Origin of the sequence: Rhodococcus oryzae (assembly GCF_005049235.1) — a bacterium.
GTDB classification, from domain to species: Bacteria; Actinomycetota; Actinomycetes; order Mycobacteriales; family Mycobacteriaceae; genus Rhodococcus_G; species Rhodococcus_G oryzae.
This window is the reverse complement of sequence record NZ_SUMD01000007.1, coordinates 47,440-71,475: the sequence shown is the minus strand read 5'-3', so window position 1 is coordinate 71,475 and position 24,036 is coordinate 47,440. Positions and strand designations below refer to the sequence as shown.

26 protein-coding genes are annotated in these 24,036 nt (G+C 69.7%); 18 read left to right on the top strand and 8 right to left on the bottom strand.

All coding sequences use genetic code 11. The features are described from left to right. Both FCG67_RS15760 and FCG67_RS15755 read left to right on the top strand, forming a co-directional pair. A complete protein-coding gene (locus FCG67_RS15760; protein WP_136910677.1) occupies positions 1-669 on the top strand; it encodes a hypothetical protein in 669 nt (222 codons plus the stop codon). Next, positions 666-1,841: a PrsW family intramembrane metalloprotease gene (locus FCG67_RS15755; protein WP_136910676.1), complete on the top strand. Its 1,176-nt coding sequence runs from the start codon at positions 666-668 to the stop codon at positions 1,839-1,841. The genes FCG67_RS15760 and FCG67_RS15755 overlap by 4 nt, the downstream gene beginning before the upstream one ends. 18 nt (positions 1,842-1,859) lie before the next feature. On the opposite strand, the gene FCG67_RS15750 is transcribed toward FCG67_RS15755, so the two are convergent. Then, positions 1,860-2,501 carry a TetR/AcrR family transcriptional regulator gene (locus FCG67_RS15750; protein WP_136910675.1) on the bottom strand — a complete coding sequence of 214 codons (642 nt, stop codon included), beginning with the start codon at positions 2,499-2,501 and terminating at the stop codon, positions 1,860-1,862. An 85-nt stretch (positions 2,502-2,586) separates the two neighbouring features. Between FCG67_RS15750 and FCG67_RS15745 the strand changes: the two genes are divergently transcribed. From FCG67_RS15745 to FCG67_RS15735, 3 genes are read left to right on the top strand one after another with little or no spacing between them, the layout of a single operon-like run. Then, positions 2,587-3,369, top strand: a complete 783-nt coding sequence (locus FCG67_RS15745; protein WP_077043901.1) for an SDR family oxidoreductase — start codon at positions 2,587-2,589, stop codon at positions 3,367-3,369. Between the two features lie 47 nt (positions 3,370-3,416). After that, complete coding sequence (locus FCG67_RS15740; protein ID WP_097211933.1) at positions 3,417-4,484, top strand: NAD(P)H-dependent amine dehydrogenase family protein; 1,068 nt, start codon at positions 3,417-3,419, stop codon at positions 4,482-4,484. After that, positions 4,481-5,446 (top strand): NAD-dependent epimerase/dehydratase family protein, encoded by a 966-nt coding sequence (locus tag FCG67_RS15735; RefSeq protein WP_136910674.1) that lies wholly within the window; start codon positions 4,481-4,483, stop codon positions 5,444-5,446. The genes FCG67_RS15740 and FCG67_RS15735 overlap by 4 nt, the downstream gene beginning before the upstream one ends. A 4-nt stretch (positions 5,447-5,450) precedes the next feature. On the opposite strand, the gene FCG67_RS15730 is transcribed toward FCG67_RS15735, so the two are convergent. Beyond that, positions 5,451-6,140 (bottom strand): response regulator, encoded by a 690-nt coding sequence (locus tag FCG67_RS15730; RefSeq protein ID WP_136910673.1) that lies wholly within the window; start codon positions 6,138-6,140, stop codon positions 5,451-5,453. Beyond that, positions 6,137-7,705 (bottom strand): sensor histidine kinase, encoded by a 1,569-nt coding sequence (locus FCG67_RS15725; protein WP_136910672.1) that lies wholly within the window; start codon positions 7,703-7,705, stop codon positions 6,137-6,139. The genes FCG67_RS15730 and FCG67_RS15725 overlap by 4 nt, the downstream gene beginning before the upstream one ends. 123 nt (positions 7,706-7,828) lie before the next feature. Between FCG67_RS15725 and FCG67_RS15720 the strand changes: the two genes are divergently transcribed. Both FCG67_RS15720 and FCG67_RS15715 read left to right on the top strand, forming a co-directional pair. Continuing rightward, complete coding sequence (locus FCG67_RS15720) at positions 7,829-9,250, top strand: cation:dicarboxylate symporter family transporter (protein ID WP_136910671.1); 1,422 nt, start codon at positions 7,829-7,831, stop codon at positions 9,248-9,250. Next, on the top strand, positions 9,247-9,738 hold the full coding sequence (locus FCG67_RS15715) for a glutathione peroxidase (RefSeq protein WP_027503422.1): 492 nt from the start codon (positions 9,247-9,249) through the stop codon (positions 9,736-9,738). The genes FCG67_RS15720 and FCG67_RS15715 overlap by 4 nt, the downstream gene beginning before the upstream one ends. Before the next feature lie 54 nt (positions 9,739-9,792). Here FCG67_RS15715 and FCG67_RS15710 read toward each other — a convergent pair whose 3' ends face one another. Beyond that, positions 9,793-10,359 (bottom strand): TetR/AcrR family transcriptional regulator, encoded by a 567-nt coding sequence (locus tag FCG67_RS15710; protein WP_136910670.1) that lies wholly within the window; start codon positions 10,357-10,359, stop codon positions 9,793-9,795. Positions 10,360-10,439: 80 nt separating this feature from the next. Here FCG67_RS15710 and FCG67_RS15705 point away from each other — a divergent pair, with 80 nt between their 5' ends. The 4 genes from FCG67_RS15705 to FCG67_RS15690 all read left to right on the top strand — a co-directional run bounded on the left by FCG67_RS15705 (position 10,440) and on the right by FCG67_RS15690 (position 14,332). Continuing rightward, the gene (locus FCG67_RS15705; RefSeq protein WP_136910669.1) at positions 10,440-10,808 is read left to right on the top strand and encodes a DUF4267 domain-containing protein; all 369 of its coding nucleotides are present in this window, start codon (positions 10,440-10,442) and stop codon (positions 10,806-10,808) included. After that, complete coding sequence (locus FCG67_RS15700) at positions 10,805-11,305, top strand: cupin domain-containing protein (protein WP_136910668.1); 501 nt, start codon at positions 10,805-10,807, stop codon at positions 11,303-11,305. Before FCG67_RS15705 ends, FCG67_RS15700 begins: the two co-directional genes overlap by 4 nt. A 77-nt stretch (positions 11,306-11,382) precedes the next feature. Then, positions 11,383-12,087, top strand: coding sequence for a DUF2334 domain-containing protein (locus FCG67_RS15695; protein ID WP_136910667.1), 705 nt, complete (start codon positions 11,383-11,385; stop codon positions 12,085-12,087). A gap of 94 nt (positions 12,088-12,181) precedes the next feature. After that, positions 12,182-14,332 carry a phosphocholine-specific phospholipase C gene (locus tag FCG67_RS15690; protein WP_136910666.1) on the top strand — a complete coding sequence of 717 codons (2,151 nt, stop codon included), beginning with the start codon at positions 12,182-12,184 and terminating at the stop codon, positions 14,330-14,332. 47 nt (positions 14,333-14,379) lie between these two features. Here the strand turns inward: FCG67_RS15690 and FCG67_RS15685 are convergent, their stop codons facing one another. Together FCG67_RS15685 and FCG67_RS15680 are read right to left on the bottom strand one after the other, a co-directional pair. Next, positions 14,380-16,002 carry a long-chain fatty acid--CoA ligase gene (locus FCG67_RS15685; RefSeq protein ID WP_136910665.1) on the bottom strand — a complete coding sequence of 541 codons (1,623 nt, stop codon included), beginning with the start codon at positions 16,000-16,002 and terminating at the stop codon, positions 14,380-14,382. Between the two features lie 89 nt (positions 16,003-16,091). Continuing rightward, positions 16,092-16,739 (bottom strand): MBL fold metallo-hydrolase, encoded by a 648-nt coding sequence (locus tag FCG67_RS15680; RefSeq protein WP_136910664.1) that lies wholly within the window; start codon positions 16,737-16,739, stop codon positions 16,092-16,094. 83 nt (positions 16,740-16,822) lie between these two features. Here FCG67_RS15680 and purS point away from each other — a divergent pair, with 83 nt between their 5' ends. The 5 genes from purS to FCG67_RS15655 all read left to right on the top strand — a co-directional run bounded on the left by purS (position 16,823) and on the right by FCG67_RS15655 (position 20,500). Next, positions 16,823-17,059, top strand: coding sequence for a phosphoribosylformylglycinamidine synthase subunit PurS (gene purS, locus FCG67_RS15675; RefSeq protein WP_027503415.1), 237 nt, complete (start codon positions 16,823-16,825; stop codon positions 17,057-17,059). Next, positions 17,056-17,733: a phosphoribosylformylglycinamidine synthase subunit PurQ gene (gene purQ, locus FCG67_RS15670; RefSeq protein WP_027503414.1), complete on the top strand. Its 678-nt coding sequence runs from the start codon at positions 17,056-17,058 to the stop codon at positions 17,731-17,733. Before purS ends, purQ begins: the two co-directional genes overlap by 4 nt. Before the next feature lie 72 nt (positions 17,734-17,805). After that, entirely contained in the window at positions 17,806-18,879 is a 1,074-nt protein-coding gene (locus FCG67_RS15665; protein WP_136910663.1) for an NAD(P)H-dependent amine dehydrogenase family protein, read from the top strand. 50 nt (positions 18,880-18,929) lie between these two features. Then, positions 18,930-20,003: an NAD(P)H-dependent amine dehydrogenase family protein gene (locus tag FCG67_RS15660; protein ID WP_136910662.1), complete on the top strand. Its 1,074-nt coding sequence runs from the start codon at positions 18,930-18,932 to the stop codon at positions 20,001-20,003. A gap of 17 nt (positions 20,004-20,020) precedes the next feature. Further along, entirely contained in the window at positions 20,021-20,500 is a 480-nt protein-coding gene (locus tag FCG67_RS15655; protein WP_077042822.1) for a carboxymuconolactone decarboxylase family protein, read from the top strand. Between the two features lie 9 nt (positions 20,501-20,509). Here the strand turns inward: FCG67_RS15655 and FCG67_RS15650 are convergent, their stop codons facing one another. Together FCG67_RS15650 and FCG67_RS15645 are read right to left on the bottom strand one after the other, a co-directional pair. Further along, positions 20,510-21,232: a DUF1361 domain-containing protein gene (locus FCG67_RS15650; protein ID WP_136910661.1), complete on the bottom strand. Its 723-nt coding sequence runs from the start codon at positions 21,230-21,232 to the stop codon at positions 20,510-20,512. Positions 21,233-21,242: 10 nt separating this feature from the next. After that, positions 21,243-22,232, bottom strand: a complete 990-nt coding sequence (locus tag FCG67_RS15645) for a Dyp-type peroxidase (protein WP_136910660.1) — start codon at positions 22,230-22,232, stop codon at positions 21,243-21,245. 121 nt (positions 22,233-22,353) lie between these two features. Between FCG67_RS15645 and FCG67_RS15640 the strand changes: the two genes are divergently transcribed. Then, positions 22,354-22,704: a VOC family protein gene (locus FCG67_RS15640; protein ID WP_136910659.1), complete on the top strand. Its 351-nt coding sequence runs from the start codon at positions 22,354-22,356 to the stop codon at positions 22,702-22,704. A 31-nt stretch (positions 22,705-22,735) separates the two neighbouring features. Further along, a complete protein-coding gene (locus FCG67_RS15635; RefSeq protein WP_136910658.1) occupies positions 22,736-24,022 on the top strand; it encodes a M18 family aminopeptidase in 1,287 nt (428 codons plus the stop codon). Positions 24,023-24,036: the final 14 nt, after the last annotated feature.

The following is a 24,036-nucleotide window of genomic DNA, read 5'->3' as shown; positions in this document are numbered from 1 at the left end:
ATGACCGACGCAGCGACCCGCCACCACCGCGACCCGGTGCCGCGAGAGGAGCGGGACGACTGGGTGCCTGTCGACCGCCGGATCCTCGGCCTCGATCGCCGAACCCTGTTGCCTGCCTTGGGAATTCTCGTGCTGGCGTTCCTGTACGCCACCGTCGTCCCGGCGATCGACAGGTCGATCGCCTACGACGACCCGATAGCGGCGGGTGAGGTGCTGGTGCTCAAGGACGGGGTGACCGTCGACCCGCCGGACGGGTGGAATCTCGTGTCCGGCCTGCGCACGACCGACACCACCACGAGCGGTATCACGGGCACCGACGCGGTGTTCGGCAGCGGGACCATGGTCCTCACGATGCGCGCCACCGATTTCAGTGGGTCGGTCGACGCGCTACTCGACGAGGCGGCCGAACGCAGCGAGGGGATGAATCGCGCGGATGGGCTGCGGCTCACCGGGGAGCGGCAGGAGATCTACTCGACCGCGGGCACGCGGGGCGTCATCGAGAAGTTCACCGAGGCCAACCGGGAGGGTTTCTTCGCGGCCTTCGTCGACGACGGGACCGCCGTCACGATCACCGCGGCGGGACTGCCGGGCGACGTGATCGCCGACAACACCGACGTCGAGGCGGCGCTCGGCAGCATCCGGTTCGAGCGCCAGGAGGCCGGCGAATGACCGCACTGACAGGTGACGCCACCGGTGATGTGGACAAGCAGCGCCAGCTGACCGCGATCGCGCGGTCCGGGTACGGCCGCCCGTACCGGATCTACCAGCCGCGCAACCTCGCGTTCTGGGTGTATTGGCTGATCATGGCGGCTGGGGTGGTCCGGCTGCTGGAGAACCTGGTCCCCGGGGCGCCCGTGCTGACCACCGCACTGGTCGCAGGGGTGGTCGTGTTCACCCTCTACACGGTGCCGTTCTGGCTGATCATCAGCCATGTCGACAGGTTCAGGAGCGTGCCCGTCAAGGTGCGCGTCCTGGCCTTCCTGTGGGGCGGCATCGGCGCGACCTTCGGCATGGTGATCGCCGCGAACGACCCGATCCGGTCGATCTACACCAAGCTCTACGGTCAGGCCTTCGCGCTGGACTGGAGCGCCGCGCTGACCGCGCCGTTCACCGAAGAGATCGGGAAGGCCGCCGGATTCGTGCTGATCCTGCTGCTCGCGCCGCGTGTCGTGCGGACCGCCTTCGACGGGGCCATCATCGGCGCCTTCATCGGACTCGGCTTCCAGGTCTTCGAGGACCTGCTCTATGCGGTCTCCACCGCCGCCGGGGCGTTCGGCGCGGAGCAGGGGCCCGCCGTCGTGCAGACGATCGTCATGCGCGCCGCCACCGGCATCGCCTCACACACCGTGTTCAGCGCGATCTTCTGCATGGGCCTGGTGTGGGTGATCGGCCGACCGGACGAGCCTCGGCGCATCGGCCGTGGCCTTGCGCTCATGGTGGCCGCCATGGCGCTGCACGGCGCCTGGGACTGCGCGGCCGCGCTCTCGCACGGCACGATCGTCGGCGTGATCGGGGTCTGGATCCTGGTGCCGATCGTGATGTTCACCCTGCTGGTGATCGGCCTGCGCCGGGCCGCCGAGCCCGAGCGCGCCTGGGTTCGCGCGATCCTCACCCCCGAGGTCGATCGCGGGGTCCTCACTGGACCCGAACTGGCCGCGGTGAGCGGCACCGGCCGCGAACGCAGGGCCTTCGTCAAGGCCACGGGTGATCGCGCCGCGCGACGGCGCGCGGGGCACGTGCTGACCGCGGCCGGCGAGCTCGCCGAGCAGATCGCGGAGGACGGCGGGCGCGAGACCCCCGCCACCGCGTTCGCCCGATCCGAGGTCACCAGGCTCCGCTGATCGATCTCGGGTCCGCGCCTACGGCGCAGGCGGGGGACCGGCCACGCCGCCGAGGAGGATGTCCGGCATCCGGCGGGCGAGCACCTCGGCCTCGTCGTCGGCCATCAGCAGTCGCATCACCATGCTGCCGCCGACGATGAACAGCATGGTGGCCTGGGCGTCCAGTGCCGCGGCATCGCGCTCGCCCGGTCCTCGTTCGTCCTCGCCGCCCCGACGCAGGGTGTCGGCCAGCATTCCGACGCCGGGTCCGCCGAAGTCGGTCCACAGAGCGGTCAGCAGGTCCTCGCGATCGCGGAACGCGGCCAGCAGGCCGGGCAGCGCGGCCTTCACCTCCGGCCGGCCGAAGAGCTCGAGGGTGTACGCGCAGGACCGGCGGATCCATTCCGCCGGATCGGCGGCGTCGGCGACCGGCGTCGCGTCGTCCACCCAGCCGAAGATCGCCTCGAACACCAGGTGTGTCTTGGACGGCCAGCGGCGGTAGAGGGCCGGCTTGCCCACCCCCGCGCGTTCGGCGATCGCCACCATCGTGGTCTGGTCCCAGCCCGTCTCGGCCAGTAGCTCCCGGGCGGCGGTCAGCGCGGCGTCGTCGATCGCCGGATTCCGCGGTCGCCCGCGCCTGCGCTCGCCGTCCTTCTCCGCTGTCTCTTCGCCAGAAGTCATTGTCATTAGCGTAACGCGGTGTTACGTTGCAAAAATCGTAACTCGACGTTACGTAATGACTTGGATCACACCGGAGGAAGCTGGCATGGCGGAGCTGTTGGAGGGCAAGACGGTCGTGGTCTCGGGGGTCGGCAACGGCCTCGGGCGGGAGATCGCGCTGGCCGCGTACCGCGACGGCGCGAACGTCGTGCTCGGGGCGCGGACCGAGGCGAACCTCAAGGCGGTCGCCGAGGAGGTCGACCCCACCGGGGAACGGGTCGCGTACGCGGTCACCGACATCCTCGAGAAGGAGGCCTGCGGGGAGTTGATCCGCACGGCCGCCGACCGCTTCGGGGGAGTGGACGCCCTGGTGAACGTTGCCGCGAAGGAGGACGTCTTCGGCGGGCTGGAGGGCGCCGACCTGGACGCATGGAAGTCGATGCTCGACGCCAACGTGATCGGCACGCTCACCCTGACCCAGGCCGCGCTGCCGGAGCTGAAGAAGCGGGGCGGGTCGGTGGTGTTGATCGGTTCGCAGGCGATGTTCCACCCGCAGCTCCCGCAGTCCGCGTACGCCACCTCGAAGGGCGCGCTCCACGCGGCGATGTGGTCGCTGGCAAAGGAGCTCGGTCCGTACAAGATCCGGGTGAACACCGTCGTCCCCACCTGGATGTGGGGCCCGCCGGTCGAGCTGTATGTCGGTCTCGCGGCCGCCGAGCGCAAGGTCCCCGAGGAGACCATCATCGGCGAGATCACCAAGAACATGCCGCTCGGCGAGGTGCCCGCCGACGACGACGTGGCCAACTCGGTGGTGTTCTTCGCCTCCGACCGGGCCCGGATGCTCACCGGTCAGACCCTGTTCGTCAACGCCGGCGAGTACTTCCGCTGATCGGCGAAACCTGTTGATGCACATCACTCTTTGAGAGGCAGCAAGGCATGAAGCACAAGGTCATCGTCTGGGGCACCGGCGTCGTCGGCAAGCTGGTCATCCGTGAGCTGATCGACCACCCGGCGTTCGAACTGGTCGGCGTCATCGTGCACGACCCCGCCAAGGACGGCGTCGACGTCGGCACCCTGATCGGTGTCGACCCGGTTGGTCTCGCCGCCACAACGGATTTCGAGGCGGCTCTCGCCGTCGAGGCCGACGCGGTGGCCTACTACGGCCCGACCGCGGAGTACGCGGTGCAGAACATCGACAACATGACCGCCGCGTTGCGCTCCGGCAAGCACGTGGTGTCCACCTCGATGACGCCGCTGGTCTACCCCGAGCCGTGCCCGCCGGAGATGAAGGTCGCGCTCGAGCAGGCCTGCCAGGAAAGCGGAAAGTCCTGTTTCACCACGGGAATCGACCCCGGGTTCGCCAACGACCTGTTCCCCATGACGCTGATGGGCGTCTGCGGCCGGGTCGACAGCGTGCGGGTGCAGGAACTGTTGGACTACGCCACCTACGAGGGCGACTACGGCCCCACCATGGGCATCGGCGCGCCGATCGAGCAGGCGGCGGTGCTCGAGATCCCGGAGGTGCTGATCTTCGCGTGGGGCCACACCATCCCGATGATCGCCGATGCGGTGGGGGTGAAGCTCGACCGGATCGACACCGTCTACGAGAAGTGGGCGGCCACCGAGCCGATCGAATACAAGTTCGGCGTCATCGAACCCGGCCAGTGCGCCGCGGTGCGGTTCGAGATCCGCGGCTGGGTGGGTGACGAGGCGAAGATCGTCATCGAGCACGTCAACCGGATCACCAACGACGCGGCGACCCACTGGCCGCGGGCCACCTCGGTGGACAACGACGTGTATCGGGTGATCATCAAGGGCAGCCCGAACATCACCCAGGAGACCGTGTTCCGCGGCGAACAGGATGACAACCCGATCACCGGTGGTTGCCTGGCGACCGGGATGCGCGCCATCAACGCGATCCCGTTCCTCGGCGACGCCAAGCCCGGGCTGCTCTCGGCGCTCGACTTGCCGCTGATCGCCGGCAGGGGCACCATCCGATCATGAACCTCCTGCTGACCGGCGCGTTCGGCAACATCGGCTCGCACGTGCTCGCCGAGTTGCTGGGCCGCGGTCACCGGGTGCGATGCCTGGCCCTGGACACCCCCGAGGACCGGCGCCGGGCGCGCGGGTTCGCGGGGGTGGACGCGGTCTGGGGCGACATCCGGGACGCCGAGGTCGTCGCGGCGGCAGTCGCGGGCGTCGAGGTGGTGCTGCACCTCGCGGCGATGATTCCACCCGCCAGCGAGCTCGATCCGGAGCTGGCCAGGCAGATCAACGTGGACGGCACCCGCAACGTCATCGATGCCTGCCTGGCGCAGCCGCGGCCGCCGAAGCTGTTGTTCGCCTCCACCTTCGACGTGCACGGTCACACGCTGGACCGGGACCCGCCACGGCGGGTGGACGACCCGCGGGTCGCCACCGATGCGTACACCGCGCACAAGATCGAGGGCGAGGACATGGTGCGGGAGTCGGGCCTGGACTGGTTCATCCCGCGCTTCGCGGATGTCCCGATCCTGGGGCTCCGCAAGCCGGACCCGATCATGTTCGAGATCGGCCTGGAGAACCGGATCGAGGTGCTGCACCCCGCCGACGCCGCAGTCGCGGTCGCGAACGCCCTCGAGACACCGGCGGTGTGGGGCCGGGTGTTGTTCCTCGGCGGCGGCGAGGGCTGTCAGATCACCTATCGCCAGTTCCTGACCGAGATGCTGGGCGCGATGGGCCTGGACATGCTGCCGGAGGACGCGTTCAGCGGCAAGGTCTATGCCACCGACTGGGTGGACACGGCGGCCAGTCAGCGACTGCTCGGCTACCAGCGTCGCGTCTTCGACGACATCGTCTCGGACATCGCCGCGACTCTGGGGTGGCGGCGGCACCTGATGCCGCTCGCCAGGCCGTTCGCGCGGCGGGCCATGCTGCGGATGAGTCCCTACGCGGGCGCCACGCGGGTCCCCGCCGAGCCGCGGTGAGGTGTCAGCGCCAGACGTAGCGCACCTGCGGCCGCCCTGCGCGCCCGTACTCCGTGTGCCGGTCCACCAGTCCGTCCTCGGCCATCCGCTCGAGATACCGCCAGGCGGTGACCCGGGAGACGCCTGCGGCCTCCGCCGCCTGCGAGGCGTTCAGGCCGGACTCCGAGGCTCGCAGGGCAGAGGAGATCTCCTGCAGTGTCTGCGGCGCAACACCTTTCGGCGCGGAGGAGCGCTCATCGGTGCTCCGCAGGACGGCCATCGCGCGGTCCACGTCCCGCTGGCTGACCGCCTTCTCTCCGGTCGGCAGCGCCCGGCGGAACTCGAGGTACCGCTCGAGCTTGTCCCGGAAGGCCGCGAAGGTGAACGGCTTGAGCAGGTACAGCACGACGCCCTGTGCCACGGCGGCGCGGACCATCGACAGGTCGCGGGCCGAGGTGATCGCGATGATGTCGGGGGTCGGCCGCACCCCGCCGAGCGCGGCGGCGACGTCGAGGCCGCTGCCGTCGGGCAGCCCGAGGTCGAGCAGGATCAGGTCGATCGGTTCGTCGGTGGCGTTGGCCGCGGCGACCGCCCGGACCGCCGCGCTGCCGGTGTGCACCACCGAGTGCACCGTGAACCCGGGCACCCGGCCGACGTAGGTGCGGTGCGCCTCGGCGATGAGGGGCTCGTCCTCGACGACCAGTACGCGGATCATTCGGTGTCTCCGAGGGGTAGGCGGACGAGGACCACCGAACCGTAGGTCATCTCGGCGGTGATGGTGCCGCCGTGCCGGGTGACCACCTGCATCACCAGCGCCAGGCCGAGCCCGCGTTGATCGGACTTGGTCGAGTATCCCCGCGCGGTGGCCCGCTCCAGTGCCTCGGGTGACATCCCCGGTCCGCTGTCCGCGACCCGGACGCTGAGCTCGGGACCGTCGGAGCGCAGCGTGACCTCCACCCACGGCCGCTCGTCCCCGGTGCCCTCGCCTGCCGCGTCGATGGCGTTGTCGACGAGATTGCCCACGAGCGTGACCAATTCGCGGGCGGTGAGGGGGCCGGTGGCCGGCAGCGCGGTGTCGTCGGTGACCGTGAGGTCCACCCCCCGCTCGGCGGCCTGGTTCACCTTGCCCAACAGCAGGGCTGCAAGTGCAGGCTCGGCGATGGCCGTCGTCAACCGGTCGATGAGGTGCTGCGACAGCGCGAGTTCGGCCGTGGCGAACGCGACGGCCTCCTCGGTGCGGCCGAGTTCGACCATGGTGACGACCGTGTGCAACCGGTTCGCCGACTCGTGCGCCTGGGAGCGGAGCGACTCGGTGAACAGTCGCACGGAATCGAGTTCCCCTGTGATGCTCTGCAATTCGGTGTGGTCGCGCAGGGTGGTCACCGTGCCGATCACCCGGCCCTCGAAGGACACCGGATCCTGGTTCACCACGAGCACGCGGTCCCCGGTCAGGTGGACCTCGTCCTTCACCGGGCTCGGCCCCATGGTTCGCAGCGACTCCGGCAGCTGCGCGCGGGTGACTGGGCCGTCGGGCAGCGTCAGCAGGCGTCGAGCCTCGTCGTTGACGACCTCGGCGACGTCCGAGCCCGCGTCGAAGACGAGCAGTCCCTCGCCGATCGAGTGCAGTACCGCGTCGTGGTGTTCGTAGAGGGTGCGCAACTCGGCAGGGGCGAGGCCGAGCGTCTGACGACGCAGTCGCCTGCTGAGCAGGACCGAGCCGAGGGCCGCCACGACGAGGGCGACGGCCGTCACCCCGAGCAGCAGCGGCAGCCCGTGCAGGAACTGGTCGACGATCTTCTCCCTGGTGACACCCGCCGCCACCAGGCCGACGATCCGGCCGTCGTCGTACACCGGCGTGACCGCGCGTATCGACGGGCCGAGCGATCCGGCGTAGGTCTCGGTGAAGGTCTCGCCCGCAAGCGCGCGGTCGATGTGGCCGCTGTACTCCTGCCCGATCATGGCGGGATTGGTGTGGGTGTACCGGGTTCGGTCCGGCGCCATCACGACGATGAAGTCGATGCCGGTGGCCAGTCGGATCCGCTCGGTCTGTGGCTGCAGCGCCGCGCTGGGGTCGGGGGAGAGCAGGCCCGCCGCCGTCGAATCGGCCCAGGCGATCGACTCGGCGACCGCCGTCACCTCGCGCTCGGTGGCCGCGTCGGCGTCGCGCCGCTCGTCGAGAATCGTCACCACGCTGCCGGTCAGCACGACAACGGCCAGCACCAGCAGTTGAAGCACCAGCACCTGGCCGGCGAGGCTCGCGCGCCGTCGGGACCTGATCATTCGTCCGTCCTCTCGTGAACGAAATGCACGCAACCGTGACTGCCGTCGCGGCGCGCTACACCATTCTTCATGAGGCGAAGTGATGCAGCTCACTTCCTTGAGAGGCAGTCAAGAGGACCAGGCATGACCATCGATTCGAAGCGGGACGATACGCCACCACCGCCGACCGCGGGCAAGCGTGACCGGACCCATTGGCTGTACCTGGGAGTGATCGTCGCCGTCGTCGCCGGTGTGCTCGTCGGCTGGCTCGCACCGGAATTGGGCAAGTCCCTCGGGGTGCTCGGCACCCTGTTCATCAGCCTGATCAAGATGATGATCAGCCCGGTCATCTTCTGCACGATCGTGCTGGGCATCGGCTCGGTGAAGGCGGCGGCGAGCGTCGGCAAGGTCGGTGGGTTGGCACTGGCCTACTTCCTCGGGATGTCCACGGTCGCGCTCGGCATCGGCCTGCTCGTCGGCAACCTGCTCGACCCCGGCAGCGGACTGCACCTGAGCGCCGCGACCTCCTCGGCCGGCGCGGACCTCGCCGAGAAGGCGCACGGCGCGGGCGGCACCATGGACTTCATCGCCGGGATCATCCCGACGTCGCTGCTGTCCTCCCTCACGGTCGGCAGCGTGCTGCAGACGCTGTTCGTGGCGCTGCTGGTCGGGTTCGGGCTGCAGTCCATGGGCAAGCAGGGCGAACCGATCCTGCGCGGGATCGGCTACGTGCAGAAACTGGTGTTCCGGATCCTGGCGATGATCCTGTGGCTGGCGCCCATCGGCGCCTTCGGGGCCATCGCGAACGTGGTCGGCCAGACCGGTCTCGGCGCCGTCGTGCAGCTGGGCACGCTGATGGTCGGCTTCTACATCACCTGCGCGATCTTCGTCTTCGGTGTGCTCGGCCTGATGCTCCGGGCGGTGTCCGGGTTCTCGATCTTCAAGCTGGTCCGCTACCTGGCCCGGGAATACCTGCTCATCTTCGCGACCTCCTCCTCCGAGTCGGCGCTGCCGCGGCTGATCGCGAAGATGGAGCACGTCGGGGTGCAGCGCACCACCGTCGGCATCGTGGTGCCGACCGGGTACTCGTTCAACCTCGACGGCACCGCCATCTACCTGACGATGGCGTCGATCTTCATCGCCGACGCGATGGGGCAGCCGCTCGCGGTCCCCGAACAGCTCTCCCTGCTGGTGTTCATGATCATCGCGTCGAAGGGCGCGGCGGGCGTCAGCGGCGCCGGCCTGGCGACCCTCGCCGGTGGGCTGCAGAGCCATCGGCCGGAACTGCTCGACGGCGTCGGGCTGATCGTCGGCATCGACCGGTTCATGTCCGAGGCCCGCGCGGTCACCAACTTCTCCGGCAACGCGGTGGCGACCCTGCTGATCGGGACCTGGACGCGCACCGTCGACGCGTCGAGGGTGCGGACCGTGCTGGACGGAAAGCTGCCGTTCGACGAGACGACCATGGTGGACGACCACCTGCCCGAGGACGGTCCGATCGCCGTCCCGCACGATGGCAGCGAGAAGGTCGGCGCCGCACGAGTTCCCGTACCGTTGGCCTCATGACGAACCCCCTGAACATCGAGATCAACACCCTCGGCGGCTCCCCGACCTCGCTCGGCGCCTACGACGGAAACGCGATCCTGCTGGTCAATGTCGCCTCCAAGTGCGGGCTCACGCCGCAGTACACGGCGCTCGAGCAGCTGGCCAAGGACTACGCGGACCGCGGCCTCACCGTGGTGGGCGTGCCCTGCAACCAGTTCATGGGGCAGGAGCCCGGCACCGCCGAGGAGATCGAGACGTTCTGCTCGACGACCTACGGCGTCTCGTTCCCGCTGCTGGAGAAGATCGAGGTCAACGGCGAGGGCAGGCACCCGCTGTACGCCGAGGTCACCAAGGCCGCCGATGCCGAGGGCGCGGCAGGCGACGTGCAGTGGAACTTCGAGAAGTTCCTTCTCGCGCCCGACGGCACCGTGGCGAACCGCTTCCGCCCGACCACCGTGCCGGATGCGCCCGAGGTCGTCGCGGCCATCGAGGCCGTGCTGCCGAAGTAGCAACGCAGCCGACGAAGGCGGTCACGCACCTGGTGCGTGACCGCCTTCTCGCGTTCAACCGAACAGTGCGGCGAGCTGCTCGACGCGCGCGGCCTCGTTGTCCGGCGCGAGCCGCTGCCCACGCGTGAGCACGCACATCCCGTGCAGCGCGCTCCAGAAGACCTCGGCCCTCGTCCCGACGTCGCCGGTCGAACCGCCTCCGATCGCCGACACCAGCGTCTCGAATCCCGCCCGTAGTTCCGGCGGGGTCGATTCGTGTGCGAACCGCACCCCCAGTCGCATCGAGAACATGGCCTCGTAGGTCGCGGGATTGTCCGCCGCGAAGTCCAGGTAGGCGCGGATGAACGCCGTCAGTCGTCCCGCCTCGTCGGCGCCCTCCAGTGCCCGCCGCATGGCCGTGGTGAAATCCCCGAATCCGGCCAGCGCGACCGCGCTGACGATGCCGTCCCTGCCCTCAGGGAAGTGCCCGTACAGCACCGGAGGGCTGTACTCGATCTCATCGGCCAGGCGCCGCGTGGTCACGGCGGGCCAGCCCTCCTTCTCAGCGACGGTCCGAGCGCATTCGACGATCCTGTGCGCGCGATCCTGCCGCTCCCTCTCCTTGCGTTCTCGAACTCCCATACCAAAACTCTATCACTGATAGACAACCGTTCATCGTTAAGCTACCGTTGGTAGAAATACTACAAACGAAAGGCTCGGCCATGTTGAACTGGATCGGACTCGTCATCAGCTGGATCGGTGCGCTCGGGATCATCGCCATCGGTGTGGCCTATATGGGGAAGAACGCGAAGAACGCGGCCGGCTTCGGTCTGCCTGCCAGCCCGGCGCCGGAGGCGCGCGGCTGGTGGCAGGTCAAGGGCATTCGCGACATCGCCTCGGGCCTGCTGGTGATCGTCTTCACCTTCGTCGCGCGCGACCAGCTCGCGCTCCTGATGCTGCTGCTCGCCGTCGTTCCCCTCGGTGACATGTGGATCGTGTTGACCAACGGTGGTCCGCGCAAGGCCGCGTTCGGAATCCATGGGGCCACCGCGGTCGCGATGATCGCCGCTGCCGGGCTGCTGGTCGCATGACCGGCGAGGAGCGGGCGGCCTCGGCCCGGGCGGACCAGGCCGAGGTGGTGGGGAACGACCGGGCCTCGATGCATCTGCTGTACGACGCCTCGGACACGGCGGGTGCGCTCAGCTCGCTCGAGGTCCACCTCGGGGTCGGGGCGGACGGCGCCGCGCCACATTTCCACACCAGGTCGTCGGAGCTGTTCTATGTCCTCGACGGCGAGCTGCGCGTCATGGCAGGCGACGAGATCGTGACCGTGGCGGCGGGCGGATCCCTCGTGGTGCCCAAGCTCATGCCGCATGCGTTCGGTGCGACGCCGGACTCCGCGGCTCGGGTGCTGATCGTGCTGACCCCGGGGGTGCAGCGGTTCGAGTACTTCCGGTTGCTCGCGAGGATCCAGGCGGGGGAGGCGTCGGTGGAGGAGCTCGCGCCCGCCCAGGAGGAGTACGACAACCACTTCGTCGATGCGCCGCAGTGGTGGCGGGACCGCAACGGGTCGCGCGCCCGCCAGTAGGTTGGCCCGCGCTGGTGCTCGCCGAATGCTCACGTCGACGTCAGCGGCCGTACATCTTCGGGTGCGACCCTGGGCGCATGGCCGGACAGCTGATCGTGTCGCTCTCGGGGATCCGGCCGGAGACCCGGGACCTCGCCGCCGACTTCGCCCGGGAGATGGACGGGCGCGGGGTGCAGCTCTCGCTGCTCGTCGCCCCGCGCCTGAAGGACAAGTACCGGCTCGTCCGCGACGCGGACACCCAGGAATGGCTGCGGAGGCGGCAGGCGGGCGGCGACGCCATCGTGCTGCACGGATACGACCAGGCCGCCACCAAGAAGCGTCGCGCCGAGTTCGCGGCGTTGCCCGAGCACGAGGCCGCTCTGCGGTTGCTGGCCGCTGACCGGGTGATGGAGGAGACCGGGCTGCGCACCCGCGCGTTCGCCGCGCCCCGCTGGCTGGCCTCGCCCGGCGCGGTGGCCGCGCTGCCCCGCACCGGGTTCCGGCTGCTCGCCGGGGCCGCAGGCATCCACGACCTCGAGCGCGGCACGGTGGTGCGGGCCCGGGTTCTCGGCATCGGTGAGGGTTTCCGGGCGGAGCCCTGGTGGTGCCGGGCGCTGGTGCTTGGCGCGGGCCGCACCGCCCGTCGCGGCGGTGTGGTGCGTCTCGCGATCTCCGCCAAGCAGCTCGGGCGGTCCGGCCCGCGGCAGGCCCTGCTCGACGCCATCGACCTCTCGCTGCACCACGGCGCCCAGCCGACCGGATATCGCTGGCGGGCCAAGGGTTCCGGGTCGCGGGTGGCCTGAGTCGCCAATATCTCGAGATCTGCCACGCCAACTGGACGTTTGGTCTAGTGTCCGATTCGTTTGACGTACGGACCAATCGGACAGTGGAGGTCGCGTGACCCGGAAATCTCTCTCCCGGCGGAGGTTTCTCACTGCCGGCGCCGGCGCGGCCGCCGCTGTCGCCGCCACCTCGATGCTGCCGCCGTCGCTGCAGCGTGCGCTGGCTACGCCGGTGCGCCCGGGAGGACTCGAGTCGGTCGAGCACGTCGTCCTGATCATGCAGGAGAACCGGTCGTTCGATCACTACTACGGAATGCTGCGCGGGGTACGCGGATTCGGTGACCCCAACTCGTTGCGGTTGCGGACCGGGGGCTCAGTATTCGAGCAGCCGGGCCCGAACGGCCCGGTGCTCCCGTTCCCGATCCGGGACTCCGCCGCCGCCCAGCGGATGGACACCCAGAACGTCACCGGGCTCGACCACAGCTGGGAGGGCGGACACCAGGCCCTCGCCGACGGCTGGCACGACGGCTGGATCGCGGCGAAGACGGGCACGACGATGGCCTACTACGACCGCCAGGACATCCCGTTCCACTACGAGCTCGCGGACGCGTTCACGATCTGCGACGCCTACCACTGCTCGGTGCCGACGTCGACCAGTCCCAACCGCAACTACTGGGTGTCCGGGTACACCGGATTCGAGCCCGCAGGCCTGCTCCCGGCCGGGGCGGCCGGGTTGACCGGGTCGGCGGGGCCGGCCGGGTCGTCGGAGCCGGGTCCCGAGGGGCGCGCCGTCACCAACGCCGCCTACGACCCCTGGCACGCCGGTTACGGGTGGACCACTGTCCCGGAGCGGCTGCAGGCCGCAGGCATCTCCTGGAAGACGTACCAGGAGTGGGACAACTTCGGAGACAACAACCTCGAGTACTTCACCACCTTCAAGAAGGTGGGGTCCCACCTGCTGGGGAACCCCGGCCTGGTCCCGTACGAGCTGCAGACCCTCGCCGGGCTCTACCTCGCGCTGCCCGAGTTGCCGCCCGCCGCCCAGGACGTGGCGCTGGGGGCACTCGAGGTCGCGGTGAACGGGCTTTCCCCCGCCGACCGTCAGCTCTACGACCGCGGGCTGTACCGGTCGCGGCCGGGCACGCTCGCCGCCGAGTTCCGCAAGGACGTCGAGTCGGGCAAGCTGCCGCAGGTCAGCTACCTGGTTCCGTCCGAGGTGGATTCGGAGCACCCGTCCGGATCGTCGCCTGCGGCGAGTGCGACGCTGCTGTACCAGGTGCTCGACGCCATCGCCTCCGACCCGGATCTCTGGGCGAAGACGGCCGTGATCGTCAACTTCGACGAGAACGACGGCTACTTCGACCACGTTCCGCCGCCCCGTCCGCCGCTCTCGGTCGGCTCGGAGTGGGTGGCCGGTCAGCCGCTCGGTCTCGGACCGCGGGTACCGATGACGATCATCTCGCCCTGGACCGTGGGTGGGTTCGTGTGCTCGCAGGTGTTCGACCACACGTCGGTGAACCAGTTCCTGGAGAAGCGGTTCGGGATCACCCAACCGGAGATCGACCCGTGGCGGCGCACGGTCAGCGGCGACCTGACCTCGGCCTTCGACTTCGCCAACCCGCGCAGTCGGCCGAACGTCGCCCAACCGCGGCCCACCCCGCCGCTGGAGCCGCGGTGGACGCCGAAGCCGCCTGTCCTGCAGCGAATGCCGGTGCAGGAGAGCGGTACCCGGCCCGCCCGGGCGCTGCCGTACCAGCCCGACGCCTACGCGACGGTGGACCCCGGCGCTCGCTCGGTGACGGTGCACCTGGTGAACTCCGGTGCCGCCTCGGCGCATCTGGCCCTGTACCCCTATGCGGGCGAGTTCGGCGCGCCGCGGCACTACGACGTCCGCGGTGAGACCGAGGACATCGTCGCCCTTCCCGGCCCGCGCTACAGCCTGACCCTCTTGGGCCCCAACGGCTTCAGGAGAGAGTTCGCCGGCTCGACCGACGGCGCCGCGGCCGCGCTCGAACTGTCCACCAGGGTCGACGCGGCGGCGGGAGCGCTCGACCTGACGGTGAAGAACCCCGGGGAGCGTGCGCTGGCCGTCGTGATCGACGGCCAGCGCCGCCTGATCGCGGCAGGCGGCAGGGAATCGCTGAGGGTGCGGTCGGTGGACGGCTGGTATCAGGCGACCGTGACCGTCGAGGAGGACCTGGACTTCCGGCGCAGCCTCGTCGGACACATCGAGAACGGCCGGGCCGGCGTCAGCCAACCGGTCTGAATCGGTGAACGGGGCGCGACCCATCGGGTCGCGCCCCGTTCACGCGATCAGAGTCGGGTGACCTTCAGCCCGCCCTCGTGATAGTCGGCGCGCAGGCGCTTCTTGTCGAACTTGCCGACGCTGGTCTTCGGGACCGCGTCGATCAGCGTCCAGTTCTCCGGCACCTGCCACTTGGCGACCTTGCCGTCGAGGAACTGCTGCAGCTCCTCGACGGTCGTCGTGGTGCCCTCGCGCAGCACCACCGCGACCAGGGGGCGCTCGTCCCACTTCTCGTCGGGCACGCCGATGACGGCGGCCTCGGCGACGGACGGGTGTCCCATCACGGCGTTCTCCAGGTCGACCGAGGAGATCCACTCGCCGCCGGACTTGATGATGTCCTTCGAGCGGTCCGAGAGGCTGAGGTAGCCGTCGGGGGTGATCGATCCGACGTCGCCGGTCTTGAGCCAGCCGTCGTCGAACTTGTCCGCCGCGTCGACCCCGTAGTAGGACGCGGTGATCCAGGGCCCGCGGACCTCGAGCTCGCCGACGGAGGTGCCGTCGCAGGGGAGGACGGTGCCGTCGTCGCCGACGAGTCGGGCCTGCACGGATGCGGGGAACCGACCCTGGGTGTAGCGGTACTTCCACATCTCGTCGCCGGTGGTGCCCGCGGGCGGACGGGCAACCGATCCCAGCGGGGAGGTCTCGGTCATGCCCCAGGCGTGCAGCACCGAGACGCTGTGCTCGTCCTCGAAGGTGTGCATCAGGGCGGGCGGCACCGCGGATCCGCCGATCAGCACCTCCCGCATCGAGGAGATGTCCTGCGGGTGGTGCTCGAGGTGCAGGTGCAGGCCCTGCCAGATGGTGGGCACCGCGGCAGCGAGGGTGGGCTTCTCGGCGGCGATCAGCTCGGCGAGCGGCGCGGGCTGCAGGAACCGGTCCGGCATGATCAGCGAGGCGCCGATCATGAACGCGGCGTACGGCAGGCCCCAGGACATGGCGTGGAACTGCGGCACCACCGCCAGCGCGCGATCGCCCTGGGCGAGGTTCGGGCCGTCGGACATGCACACCTGCATCGAATGCAGGTAGATCGAACGGTGCGAGTAGACAACACCTTTCGGGTCACCGGTGGTGCCGGAGGTGTAACACATCGCCGCGGCGCTGCGCTCGTCGACCTCCGGCCAGTCGAACTCGCCCGGCTGGCCCTCGATCAGGCCCTCATAGGTGTGGACCTGCACCCCCTCGGGGGCCTCGAGCCCGGCGGTGGAGGAGCCGGTGACGATCACGTGCTTGACGGTGGTCAGCTGTGGCAGCTGCGGCGCCAGCAGCGGGATGAGGGACGGGTCGACGATGATCACGTGGTCTTCGGCGTGGTTGGCCACGTGCACCAGCTGCTCCGGGAACAGTCGGATGTTCAGCGTGTGCAGGACCGCGCCCATCGACGGCACCGCCAGGTATGCCTCGAGGTGCTCGGAGTTGTTCCACATGAACGTCGCCACTCGCTGGTCACCGGTGACGCCGAGGCCGCGCAGGGCGTGCGCCAGTGCCGCGCACCGCCTGCCCACCTCGGCGTAGGAGGTCCGGCGGGGACCCGACTCGGTCCACGTCACCACTTCCGCCGCACCGTGCACCGTGCTCCCGTGCCGTAGCAGTTGGGCGATCGACAGCGGGGCGTCTTGCATCGTGCTCAGCATGGGTGACTCCTGTGTGACGGCGACTGATGACTGTGACCGTAGTCACCTCGCCGCGCGGGCGCGCGTCCGCCCCATGGCCGCCGCGGCGGTCAGCTCACCTCGGTGCCGGACTCGGCCGGGAGCACCAGGAACTCGGTGCCTGCGGGCCCCATCTCGCGCAGCCGGCCGTAGTAGATGCCGGTCGCGGGGTCGTTGATGATGCCCTGGTGGATCGGCACCGCGACCCGCGGCGCGACGGCCCGGAGGTAGTCGACGGTCTCGGAGATCTTCATCCACGGCGCGACGGCGGGGATGGCCAGCACGTCGATCGGCTGCTCGGGCACGAACAGGGAATCGCCCGGGTGCAGCAGCCGCGCGGGCGCGCCCGGGTCGCCGAGGAGGTAGCCGGTGTTGTCGACCACCGGGATCTCGGGATGGATCACCGCGTGCCGCCCGCCGACCCCGGTGACCGGGACGCCGCCGATGGCGAACGAGTCGCCCGCGTGCACCGCGGTCCAGGAGCTGCCGAGCAGCGCCGCGGTTTGCGGATCCGCGTACAGGGCGGCGCCGGGATTCTGATCGATCAGCGCGCCCAGTCGCGTCGGGTCCGCGTGGTCGGGATGCTGGTGGGTGATGAGGATGGCGTCCAGGCCGGTGATGCCCTCGAAACCGTGCGAGAAGTTGCCGGGGTCGAACAGAAGCGTGACGTCGTCGATCTCGGCGAGCACGCAGGAGTGGCCGAAGTGGGTCAGTCGCATGGGTTCGAGTATGCGCCGGTAAACTGCCTGTTGCCCGGCGGATCATTTCCGGGCGCACCGGAGCACCTAGCGAGGAGCAGCACGTGGCCCGTGTCGTTGTCGATGTCATGCCCAAGGCCGAGATTCTCGATCCCCAAGGGCAGGCAGTTGTCGGCGCCCTGCCCCGACTCGGGTTCACCGGGGTGTCGGATGTTCGCCAGGGCAAGCGGTTCGAGCTCGAGGTCGACGACAGCGTCGACGACGCCGAGCTGGAGAAGATCGCCGAGTCGCTGCTGTGCAACACGGTGATCGAGGACTGGAAGGTCACCCGAGTCCAGTGAGCGCCCGCATCGGAGTCATCACTTTCCCCGGCACCCTCGACGACGTCGACGCTGCCCGCGCGGTGAACCTGGCAGGCGGCGAGGCGGTCAGCCTCTGGCACGGCGATGCCGATCTCAAGGGCGTCGACGGGGTCATCGTGCCCGGCGGCTTCTCCTACGGCGACTACCTGCGCTGCGGCGCCATCGCCCGGTTCGCGCCGGTGATGGAAGAGGTCATCAAGGCCGCGGCAGGCGGCATGCCGGTGCTCGGCATCTGCAACGGCTTCCAGGTGTTGTGCGAGGCGGGACTGCTCCCGGGCGCCCTGACCCGCAACGAGGGCCTGCACTTCATCTGTCGGGACCAGTGGCTGAAGGTGGAGTCCACCTCGACGGCGTGGTCCTCGAGGTACGAGTCGGGCGCCGAGATCCTCATCCCGCTCAAGTCCGGCGAGGGCCGGTACCAGGCCTCGGAGAAGGTGCTCGACGAGCTCGAGGGCGAGGGCCGCGTGGTGTTCCGCTACTCCGGCGACAACCCGAACGGCTCGCAGCGCGCGATCGCGGGCATCGCCTCGGCGAACGGCCGGGTCGTCGGCCTGATGCCGCATCCCGAGCACGCGACCGAGTCGCTGACCGGACCAAGCGATGACGGCCTCGGCATGTTCTACTCGGCGCTGGACGCGGTCCTCACCGCCTGAGCAGAGCTCGAGTCGAATCCCGCACAAAGGGCGGACCGGTCATCCGGTCCGCCCTTTTGCTACCGTCCGGCCATGATCTCGACGATCGTGTGGGGGACAGGGAACTTCGGGCGCGCGGCGATTCGCGCGGTCGACGCGCACCCTCGTCTGGAACTGGCGGCCGTGCTCGTGCACGACCCCGGCAGGTCCGGGCGCGACGCGGGCGACCTCGGTGGCCTGGGCCGGGCGCTCGGGGTGCGCTCGAGCGACGACGTCGCGGCCGTCCTGGCGACCGGCCCGCGCGCGGTGGTGTACGCGGCCTCCGGTGACATCCGCTCGGCCGAGGTGGTCGCCGACATCTGCGCGGCGCTCCGGGTCGGCGCGATCGTGGTGACCCCGTCGATCTACCCGCTGTACGACCATCGCGACGATCGGCACGAGCTGCGCGAGGAGATCCGCGCCGCGATCGCGGATGGCGCCGGCTCGCTCTTCGTGACCTGCGTCGACGCCGACTGGACGAACGAGATGGTGCCGCTGCTGCTCGGCGGGCTCGGCGCGGGTGTCGACCGGATCCACTGCCAGGAGATCGTGGACTATTCCGGGTTCGACCAGCCCGACTCGGTGCGCTACCTCGCGGGCATGGGCGAGCCGCTGGACTACCTGGCCCCGATGATCGCGCCCAGGATGCCGACGACGGTGTGGGGCGGTCAGGTGAGGTTGATGGCCCGGGCGCTCGGTGTCGAACTCGACGAGATCCGCGAGACCCTCGAACGTCGGCCGCTCGAGGCCTCGATCGAGACCGACGCGATGGGCAAGTTCGACGCCGGTGGGCAGGGCGCGCTGCGCTTGCAGGTGCAGGGCATCGTCGGCGGCGAGCCGCGCATCGTGATCGAGCACGTCAACCGCATCGACCCGACCTGCGCGCCGGACTGGCCGAGTCCGCCGGACGGGCAGTCCGCCGCGCAGCGGGTGATCGTCGAGGGCGAGGCACAGATCGCGATGATCGCGGTGAGCGCCGCCCCTGCGGGCGGCGACGAGGCGATGTCGGTGGGGCGGCTGGTCGGCGCCATCGACTGGCTCGCAGGCCAGGCCCCGGGGCTCTACGACGCGCTCGACGTCCCGCTGCGCCCGACGGGCGCACCGGAGTTGGCGGACGCCTCCGCCTGAGTCAGCCGAACGCCCACGAGAACGTGTTCCAGTTGGGTAGCGTCCCGGCCATGATCTCAACGGTGGTGTGGGGTACCGGAAATGTCGGCCGGGCGGCCATCAGGGCCGTCGATGCGCACCCGGCGCTCAAGCTCGCGAACGTGATCGTGAACAACCCCGACAAGGTCGGCCGCGACGCGGGTGATCTGTCCGGGCTCGGCTCCGAGCTGGGGGTCGCGGCGACCGACGACATCGAGGCGGTGCTGGCCGCCAGCCCGGGCGCGGTGGTGTACGCGGCCTCCGGCGACATCCGGCCCGACGATGCCCTCGCCGACATCTGCCGGGCGATCCGCGCGGGCGCCGTCGTCGTCAGTCCCGCGCTGTACCCGCTCTATGACCCGACCAACGCCCCGCCCGAACTGCGGGACCCGGTGCTGGCCGCCATCGCGGAGGGCGGCGGCTCGCTGTTCGCCTCCGGTGTCGACCCCGGCTGGGGCAACGACGTGCTGCCGCTGCTGCTCAGCGGACTGGGCAGCACCGTCGATGTGATCCGCTGCCAGGAGATCTTCGATTACTCCACCTACGACCAGCCCGACTCGGTGCGCTACCTGGTCGGCATGGGCCAGCCGATGGACTACCTGCCGCCGATGATCGCACCGACGATCCCGACCATGGTGTGGGGCGGGCAGATCCGGATGATGGCGCGGGCGCTTGGCGTCGAGCTCGAGGAGATCCGCGAGACCCTCGACCGGCGCGCGCTCGACGCGACCGTCACCACCAAGACGATGGGCGACTTCGAGGCGGGCACCCAGGGTGCGGTGCGGTTCGAGGTGCAGGGCATCGTCGACGGCGAGCCCCGCATCGTCATCGAACACGTCACCCGGATCCACCCGACGTGCGCCACCGACTGGCCGATGCCGCCGGACGGCGACGGCGCCCACCGGGTGATCATCGAGGGCCGGCCGCACATCGAGGTGTCGGTCGAGTGCACCGACGAGGACGGCAGCCGGTCCGCGGGCGGAAACGCCACCGCGGTCGGGCGCCTGGTGAGCGCCATCGACTGGCTGGTGGCGGCGGAACCCGGAATCTACGACGCGCTCGACGTCCCGCTGCGCCCCGCAGTCGGCAAACTCGGAAAACGGTAGTCACGAAAGGACGAACCATGCTCATCGACATTCCCGAGGACAAGGACCCCATCGGGTACGTGTGGGGCGAGATGGTCCCCGGCATCGGGATCGCGGCCTCGAAGTTCTCGCTGTCCGTGTACGAACACTCGACCATCGACCTGCGCGCGTTCGAGGCCGCCCGGCTGCGGATCGCGCAGATCAACGGCTGCATCTTCTGCCAGGACTGGCGTACCGAACGGGACGGCAAGAAGGTGGAGGCCGGTTTCGACGACGCTGTCGAGAACTGGCGCACCACCGACGTTTTCGACGATCGCACCCGGCTGGCGGCCGAGTACGCGGAGCGGTACGCGCTCGACCACCACGGACTGGACGACGAGTTCTGGACCCGGATGTTCGAGCACTACACCCAGGCCGAGGTCGTCGAGCTGTCCATGAGCATCGGCTCGTGGCTGGCGTTCGGCCGGCTCAATCACGTGCTCGGCCTCGACAGCGTCTGCGTGCTGCCGGGCCACTGAGGGGCCGCTCTAGCCGTCGGTCACCAGGTCTGGGGTGGTGGCCACGGCCTCGAGCAGCGGTCCCGCGATCAGACCGTAGATCAGCAGCAGGAACACCGTGTGGGTGGCACAGAACAGCAGGAAGTTGCCCACCGACCTGCGCGAGTCGAAGTGCTCGCGGAGCTTGTTCCACATCCTCCGAGGCGACCGCACGTCCCAGCTGTTCAGCCGCAGGTACCGGCCGAGGTAGATGCCGATCGAGACCAACAGGATGATCACGATCGGCATCGCCCGGACCGGGGCGGCTCGCAGCGCGGAGTTGGAGTCGCCGAACACGATCAGGGCGAAGGTCAGCTGGACGGCCAGCACCCCGAGGACGGTGTTGACCACCCCGGACATCGCGAAGGTGAGCACGGCGATGATGTCGTACCAGAGCGGGACATCCTCGTCCTCGCGCCGATGGTTCTGGTTGAGCTCGGTGATCAGGTAGCCGGAGTTGGGAAGCGACAGCAGCCAGACCGCGAATCCCGCCGCGCCCACCACAATCCCGAGCGCGCGGGACACGAACCCGACGGTCAGCACGAGCACGATCGCGAGGGCGAGGAAGAGCGCGAGCGGAAGCACCGACAATGCGAAGTTCTTCACCATCGGCCGGTAGACGGGGACCCGATAGAGCCACGATCGCAGGTAGATCAGCAGCAGCGCATAGGCGTTGAGTCCGATGGTGAACAGCACAATGGTGTTCAGCGACATGGGCTGAAACCTATCGGGTGGGCGGGCCAGCTGCTGGGATCATCGATGGCTGCGCCGGCAGGGCGTCGAAGAAGTCGGCGCTCGGGGTGAAGAACGCGGATCCGGTGACCGGGACCGAGAAGTCGAGCAGTCGATCGTGATTGCCGGGCGGATCGCCGAGGAACATGTTCGCGAGCATCCGTTCGGTGATCGCGGGTGTGCGGCAGTAGCCGATGAAGTACGTGCCCATCTCGCCGTCGCCGACGCGGCCGAACGGCATGTTCGCGCGCAGGATCTCCAGCGACCCGCCGTCCTCGTCCTTGATGGCGTTCAGCGCGACGTGCGAGTTCGCGGGCTTGTCGTCGGCGCTCATCTCGATGTCCTCGAGCTTGGTGCGCCCGATCACCTTCTCCTGCTCGGGAACCGGCAGCGCCTCCCATGCCGACATGTCGTGCAGGTACTTCTGCACGTGCACGTAGGAGCCGCCCGCGAAGACCGGGTCCTCATCGCCAACGGTGACCGCCGCGACGGCGCCTCGCCCGGACGGGTTCTCGGTGCCGTCCACGAAGCCGATCAGGTCGCGGTTCTCGAAGTACTGGAAGCCGTGCACCTCGTCGACGACGGTGGCCGCACCCGCGAGCCGCTTGGCGATCTGGTGCGCGAGTTCGAAGCAGGCGTCGAGGCTCATCGCCCGGATGTGGAAGAGCAGGTCGCCCGGGGTGGACGGGGCCTGGTGTTTCCCGCCGCGCAACGCCGGGAACGGGTGCAGCTGCGCGGGCCGTGGCCCGGCGAACAGTCGGTCCCAGGCGTCCGAGCCGATGCTGACGATCAGTTCCAGGCCCGAGCCAGGCACCCGCAGCCCGACCGCCCGGCGGAGGCCAGCGGCGTCCGCGAGCAGCGAGCGGGTGAGCGCCTCGCCCCCGGCGTCGACGGTCGCTACGAGGAAGATGGCCGCGGGGGAGAGGGGGTTGGTCACCGTCTGGGACTCGGGAGCCCGTGGCGGGTGAGGCGATTCGGGCATCGTGGACTCCGGTCTGCGTCGGGTGTGGCTCATCCTGTGCGCCAACGGTAGTCGACCTCGGTCGGCGGTACCCGCGAACGAGTTCGCGCCGAATGTCGGTGCCCGGCGGTAGCGTTCGGTCATGACACTGACACTGGGCATGATCACCTTCGACAGTGCCGAACCGGGTCCGCTGGCCGCGTGGTGGGCCGAGCGGGTCGGAGGCCGGATCGAGCAGGAGAACGACGGCTGGTTCTACATGGTCGAGGTGCCGGGCGCCGCGCACAAGCTGGCCTTCCAGAAGGTGCCGGACCCCACGCCGGGCAAGAACCGGGTGCATCTCGACATGATCGCGGAGGACCTCGACGCGGAGGTGGCCCGGCTGACGGCTGCCGGCGCGCAGGAGTACGAGCGGCACGACATGGACGGCTTCCGGTGGGTCACCCTCACCGACCCGGACGGGAACAGGTTCTGCGTGTCGGGCAGCCACTGACGGGGGTCGACCCGGTCACTAGGATCGACTCATGCCGCAGCTCACCGACGCCACCGCAACCGGGCTCTGCTCCTTCGTCGACGCGTCGCCGTCGCCGTTCCACGTCTGTGAAACGGTCGCGGCCGAGCTGACCGTCGCGGGGTTCGTGCGGCTGCGGGAGACCCAGGGCTGGCCGTCGGCGCCCGGGCGCTATTTCCTGGTGCGCGGCGGCTCGCTGGTCGCGTGGAGCACCGAGGCCAGCGGGCGGGAGGCGGTGCCGTTCCGCATCGTCGGCGGCCACACCGACAGCCCGAACCTGCGGGTCAAGCAGCACCCGGACCTCGATTCCGCAGGCTGGCAGCTGGTCGGCCTCGAGCCGTACGGCGGCGCGTGGCTGAACTCCTGGCTGGACCGTGACCTGGGCATCTCCGGCCGGTTGAGTATCCGCGACGGAAACACGCTGCAGGAGAAGCTGATCCGGGTGGACCGGCCGATCCTGCGGGTGCCGCAGCTGGCCATCCACCTGTCGGAGGATCGCAAGGGGGTGCAGCTCGACCCGCAGCGGCACGTGAACGCGATCTGGGGTGTCGGCTCCTCGCCGCGGCGGTTCCTCGGCTTCCTGGCCGAGGAGGTGGGCGTCGATCCGGGCGCGGTGCTCGGCTGGGAACTGATGACCCACGACCTGGCGCCGAGCGCGGTGGTCGGGCTGCACGACGAGCTGGTCAGCGCGCCGCGCCTGGACAACCAGGGCACCTGCTACGCGGGCAGCCGGGCGCTGCTCGCCGCGGTGGAGAATCCGGCCGAGGCGATTCCGGTGCTGGCACTGTTCGACCACGAGGAGGTCGGCAGCATGTCCGACCGCGGCGCCTTCTCCGACCTACTGAACTCGGTGCTCGAGCGGATCGTGCTGGCGCGCGGCGGCGGCCGGGAGGACTTCCTGCGCGCGATGGCAGGCTCGGTGTGCGCGTCCGGGGACATGGCGCACGCCACCCACCCGAACTACCCGGACCGGCACGAGCCCGCGCACCGGATCGAGATCAACGGTGGCCCGGTGCTCAAGGTCAACCAGAACCTGCGCTACGCCACCGATGCGGCCGGGGCGGGCGCCTTCGCCCTTGCCTGCGATCAGGCGGGTGTTCCGCTGCAGCGCTACGTGCACCGCGCGGACCTGCCGTGTGGTTCCACCATCGGACCGATCACCGCGTCGCGGACCGGGCTGTCCACCGTCGACGTGGGGGCCGCGCAACTCGCGATGCACTCGGCGCGGGAGCTGATGGGCGCGGCCGACGTGACCTCGTACGCCGAGGCGCTGGCGGCCTTCCTGACGCCCGCGGACTAGGGCCGGTCGACGAA

Excerpts from the sequence above, each read along its gene's own strand:
- FCG67_RS15760 (WP_136910677.1), top strand. The coding sequence starts at position 1 with ATGACCGACGCAGCGACCCGCCACCACCGCGACCCGGTGCCGCGAGAG.
- FCG67_RS15755 (WP_136910676.1), top strand. The coding sequence starts at position 666 with ATGACCGCACTGACAGGTGACGCCACCGGTGATGTGGACAAGCAGCGC.
- FCG67_RS15750 (WP_136910675.1), bottom strand. The coding sequence starts at position 2,501 with ATGACTTCTGGCGAAGAGACAGCGGAGAAGGACGGCGAGCGCAGGCGC.
- FCG67_RS15745 (WP_077043901.1), top strand. The coding sequence starts at position 2,587 with ATGGCGGAGCTGTTGGAGGGCAAGACGGTCGTGGTCTCGGGGGTCGGC.
- FCG67_RS15740 (WP_097211933.1), top strand. The coding sequence starts at position 3,417 with ATGAAGCACAAGGTCATCGTCTGGGGCACCGGCGTCGTCGGCAAGCTG.
- FCG67_RS15735 (WP_136910674.1), top strand. The coding sequence starts at position 4,481 with ATGAACCTCCTGCTGACCGGCGCGTTCGGCAACATCGGCTCGCACGTG.
- FCG67_RS15730 (WP_136910673.1), bottom strand. The coding sequence starts at position 6,140 with ATGATCCGCGTACTGGTCGTCGAGGACGAGCCCCTCATCGCCGAGGCG.
- FCG67_RS15725 (WP_136910672.1), bottom strand. The coding sequence starts at position 7,705 with ATGATCAGGTCCCGACGGCGCGCGAGCCTCGCCGGCCAGGTGCTGGTG.
- FCG67_RS15720 (WP_136910671.1), top strand. The coding sequence starts at position 7,829 with ATGACCATCGATTCGAAGCGGGACGATACGCCACCACCGCCGACCGCG.
- FCG67_RS15715 (WP_027503422.1), top strand. The coding sequence starts at position 9,247 with ATGACGAACCCCCTGAACATCGAGATCAACACCCTCGGCGGCTCCCCG.
- FCG67_RS15710 (WP_136910670.1), bottom strand. The coding sequence starts at position 10,359 with ATGGGAGTTCGAGAACGCAAGGAGAGGGAGCGGCAGGATCGCGCGCAC.
- FCG67_RS15705 (WP_136910669.1), top strand. The coding sequence starts at position 10,440 with ATGTTGAACTGGATCGGACTCGTCATCAGCTGGATCGGTGCGCTCGGG.
- FCG67_RS15700 (WP_136910668.1), top strand. The coding sequence starts at position 10,805 with ATGACCGGCGAGGAGCGGGCGGCCTCGGCCCGGGCGGACCAGGCCGAG.
- FCG67_RS15695 (WP_136910667.1), top strand. The coding sequence starts at position 11,383 with ATGGCCGGACAGCTGATCGTGTCGCTCTCGGGGATCCGGCCGGAGACC.
- FCG67_RS15685 (WP_136910665.1), bottom strand. The coding sequence starts at position 16,002 with ATGCTGAGCACGATGCAAGACGCCCCGCTGTCGATCGCCCAACTGCTA.
- FCG67_RS15680 (WP_136910664.1), bottom strand. The coding sequence starts at position 16,739 with ATGCGACTGACCCACTTCGGCCACTCCTGCGTGCTCGCCGAGATCGAC.
- FCG67_RS15665 (WP_136910663.1), top strand. The coding sequence starts at position 17,806 with ATGATCTCGACGATCGTGTGGGGGACAGGGAACTTCGGGCGCGCGGCG.
- FCG67_RS15660 (WP_136910662.1), top strand. The coding sequence starts at position 18,930 with ATGATCTCAACGGTGGTGTGGGGTACCGGAAATGTCGGCCGGGCGGCC.
- FCG67_RS15655 (WP_077042822.1), top strand. The coding sequence starts at position 20,021 with ATGCTCATCGACATTCCCGAGGACAAGGACCCCATCGGGTACGTGTGG.
- FCG67_RS15650 (WP_136910661.1), bottom strand. The coding sequence starts at position 21,232 with ATGTCGCTGAACACCATTGTGCTGTTCACCATCGGACTCAACGCCTAT.
- FCG67_RS15645 (WP_136910660.1), bottom strand. The coding sequence starts at position 22,232 with ATGCCCGAATCGCCTCACCCGCCACGGGCTCCCGAGTCCCAGACGGTG.
- FCG67_RS15640 (WP_136910659.1), top strand. The coding sequence starts at position 22,354 with ATGACACTGACACTGGGCATGATCACCTTCGACAGTGCCGAACCGGGT.
- FCG67_RS15635 (WP_136910658.1), top strand. The coding sequence starts at position 22,736 with ATGCCGCAGCTCACCGACGCCACCGCAACCGGGCTCTGCTCCTTCGTC.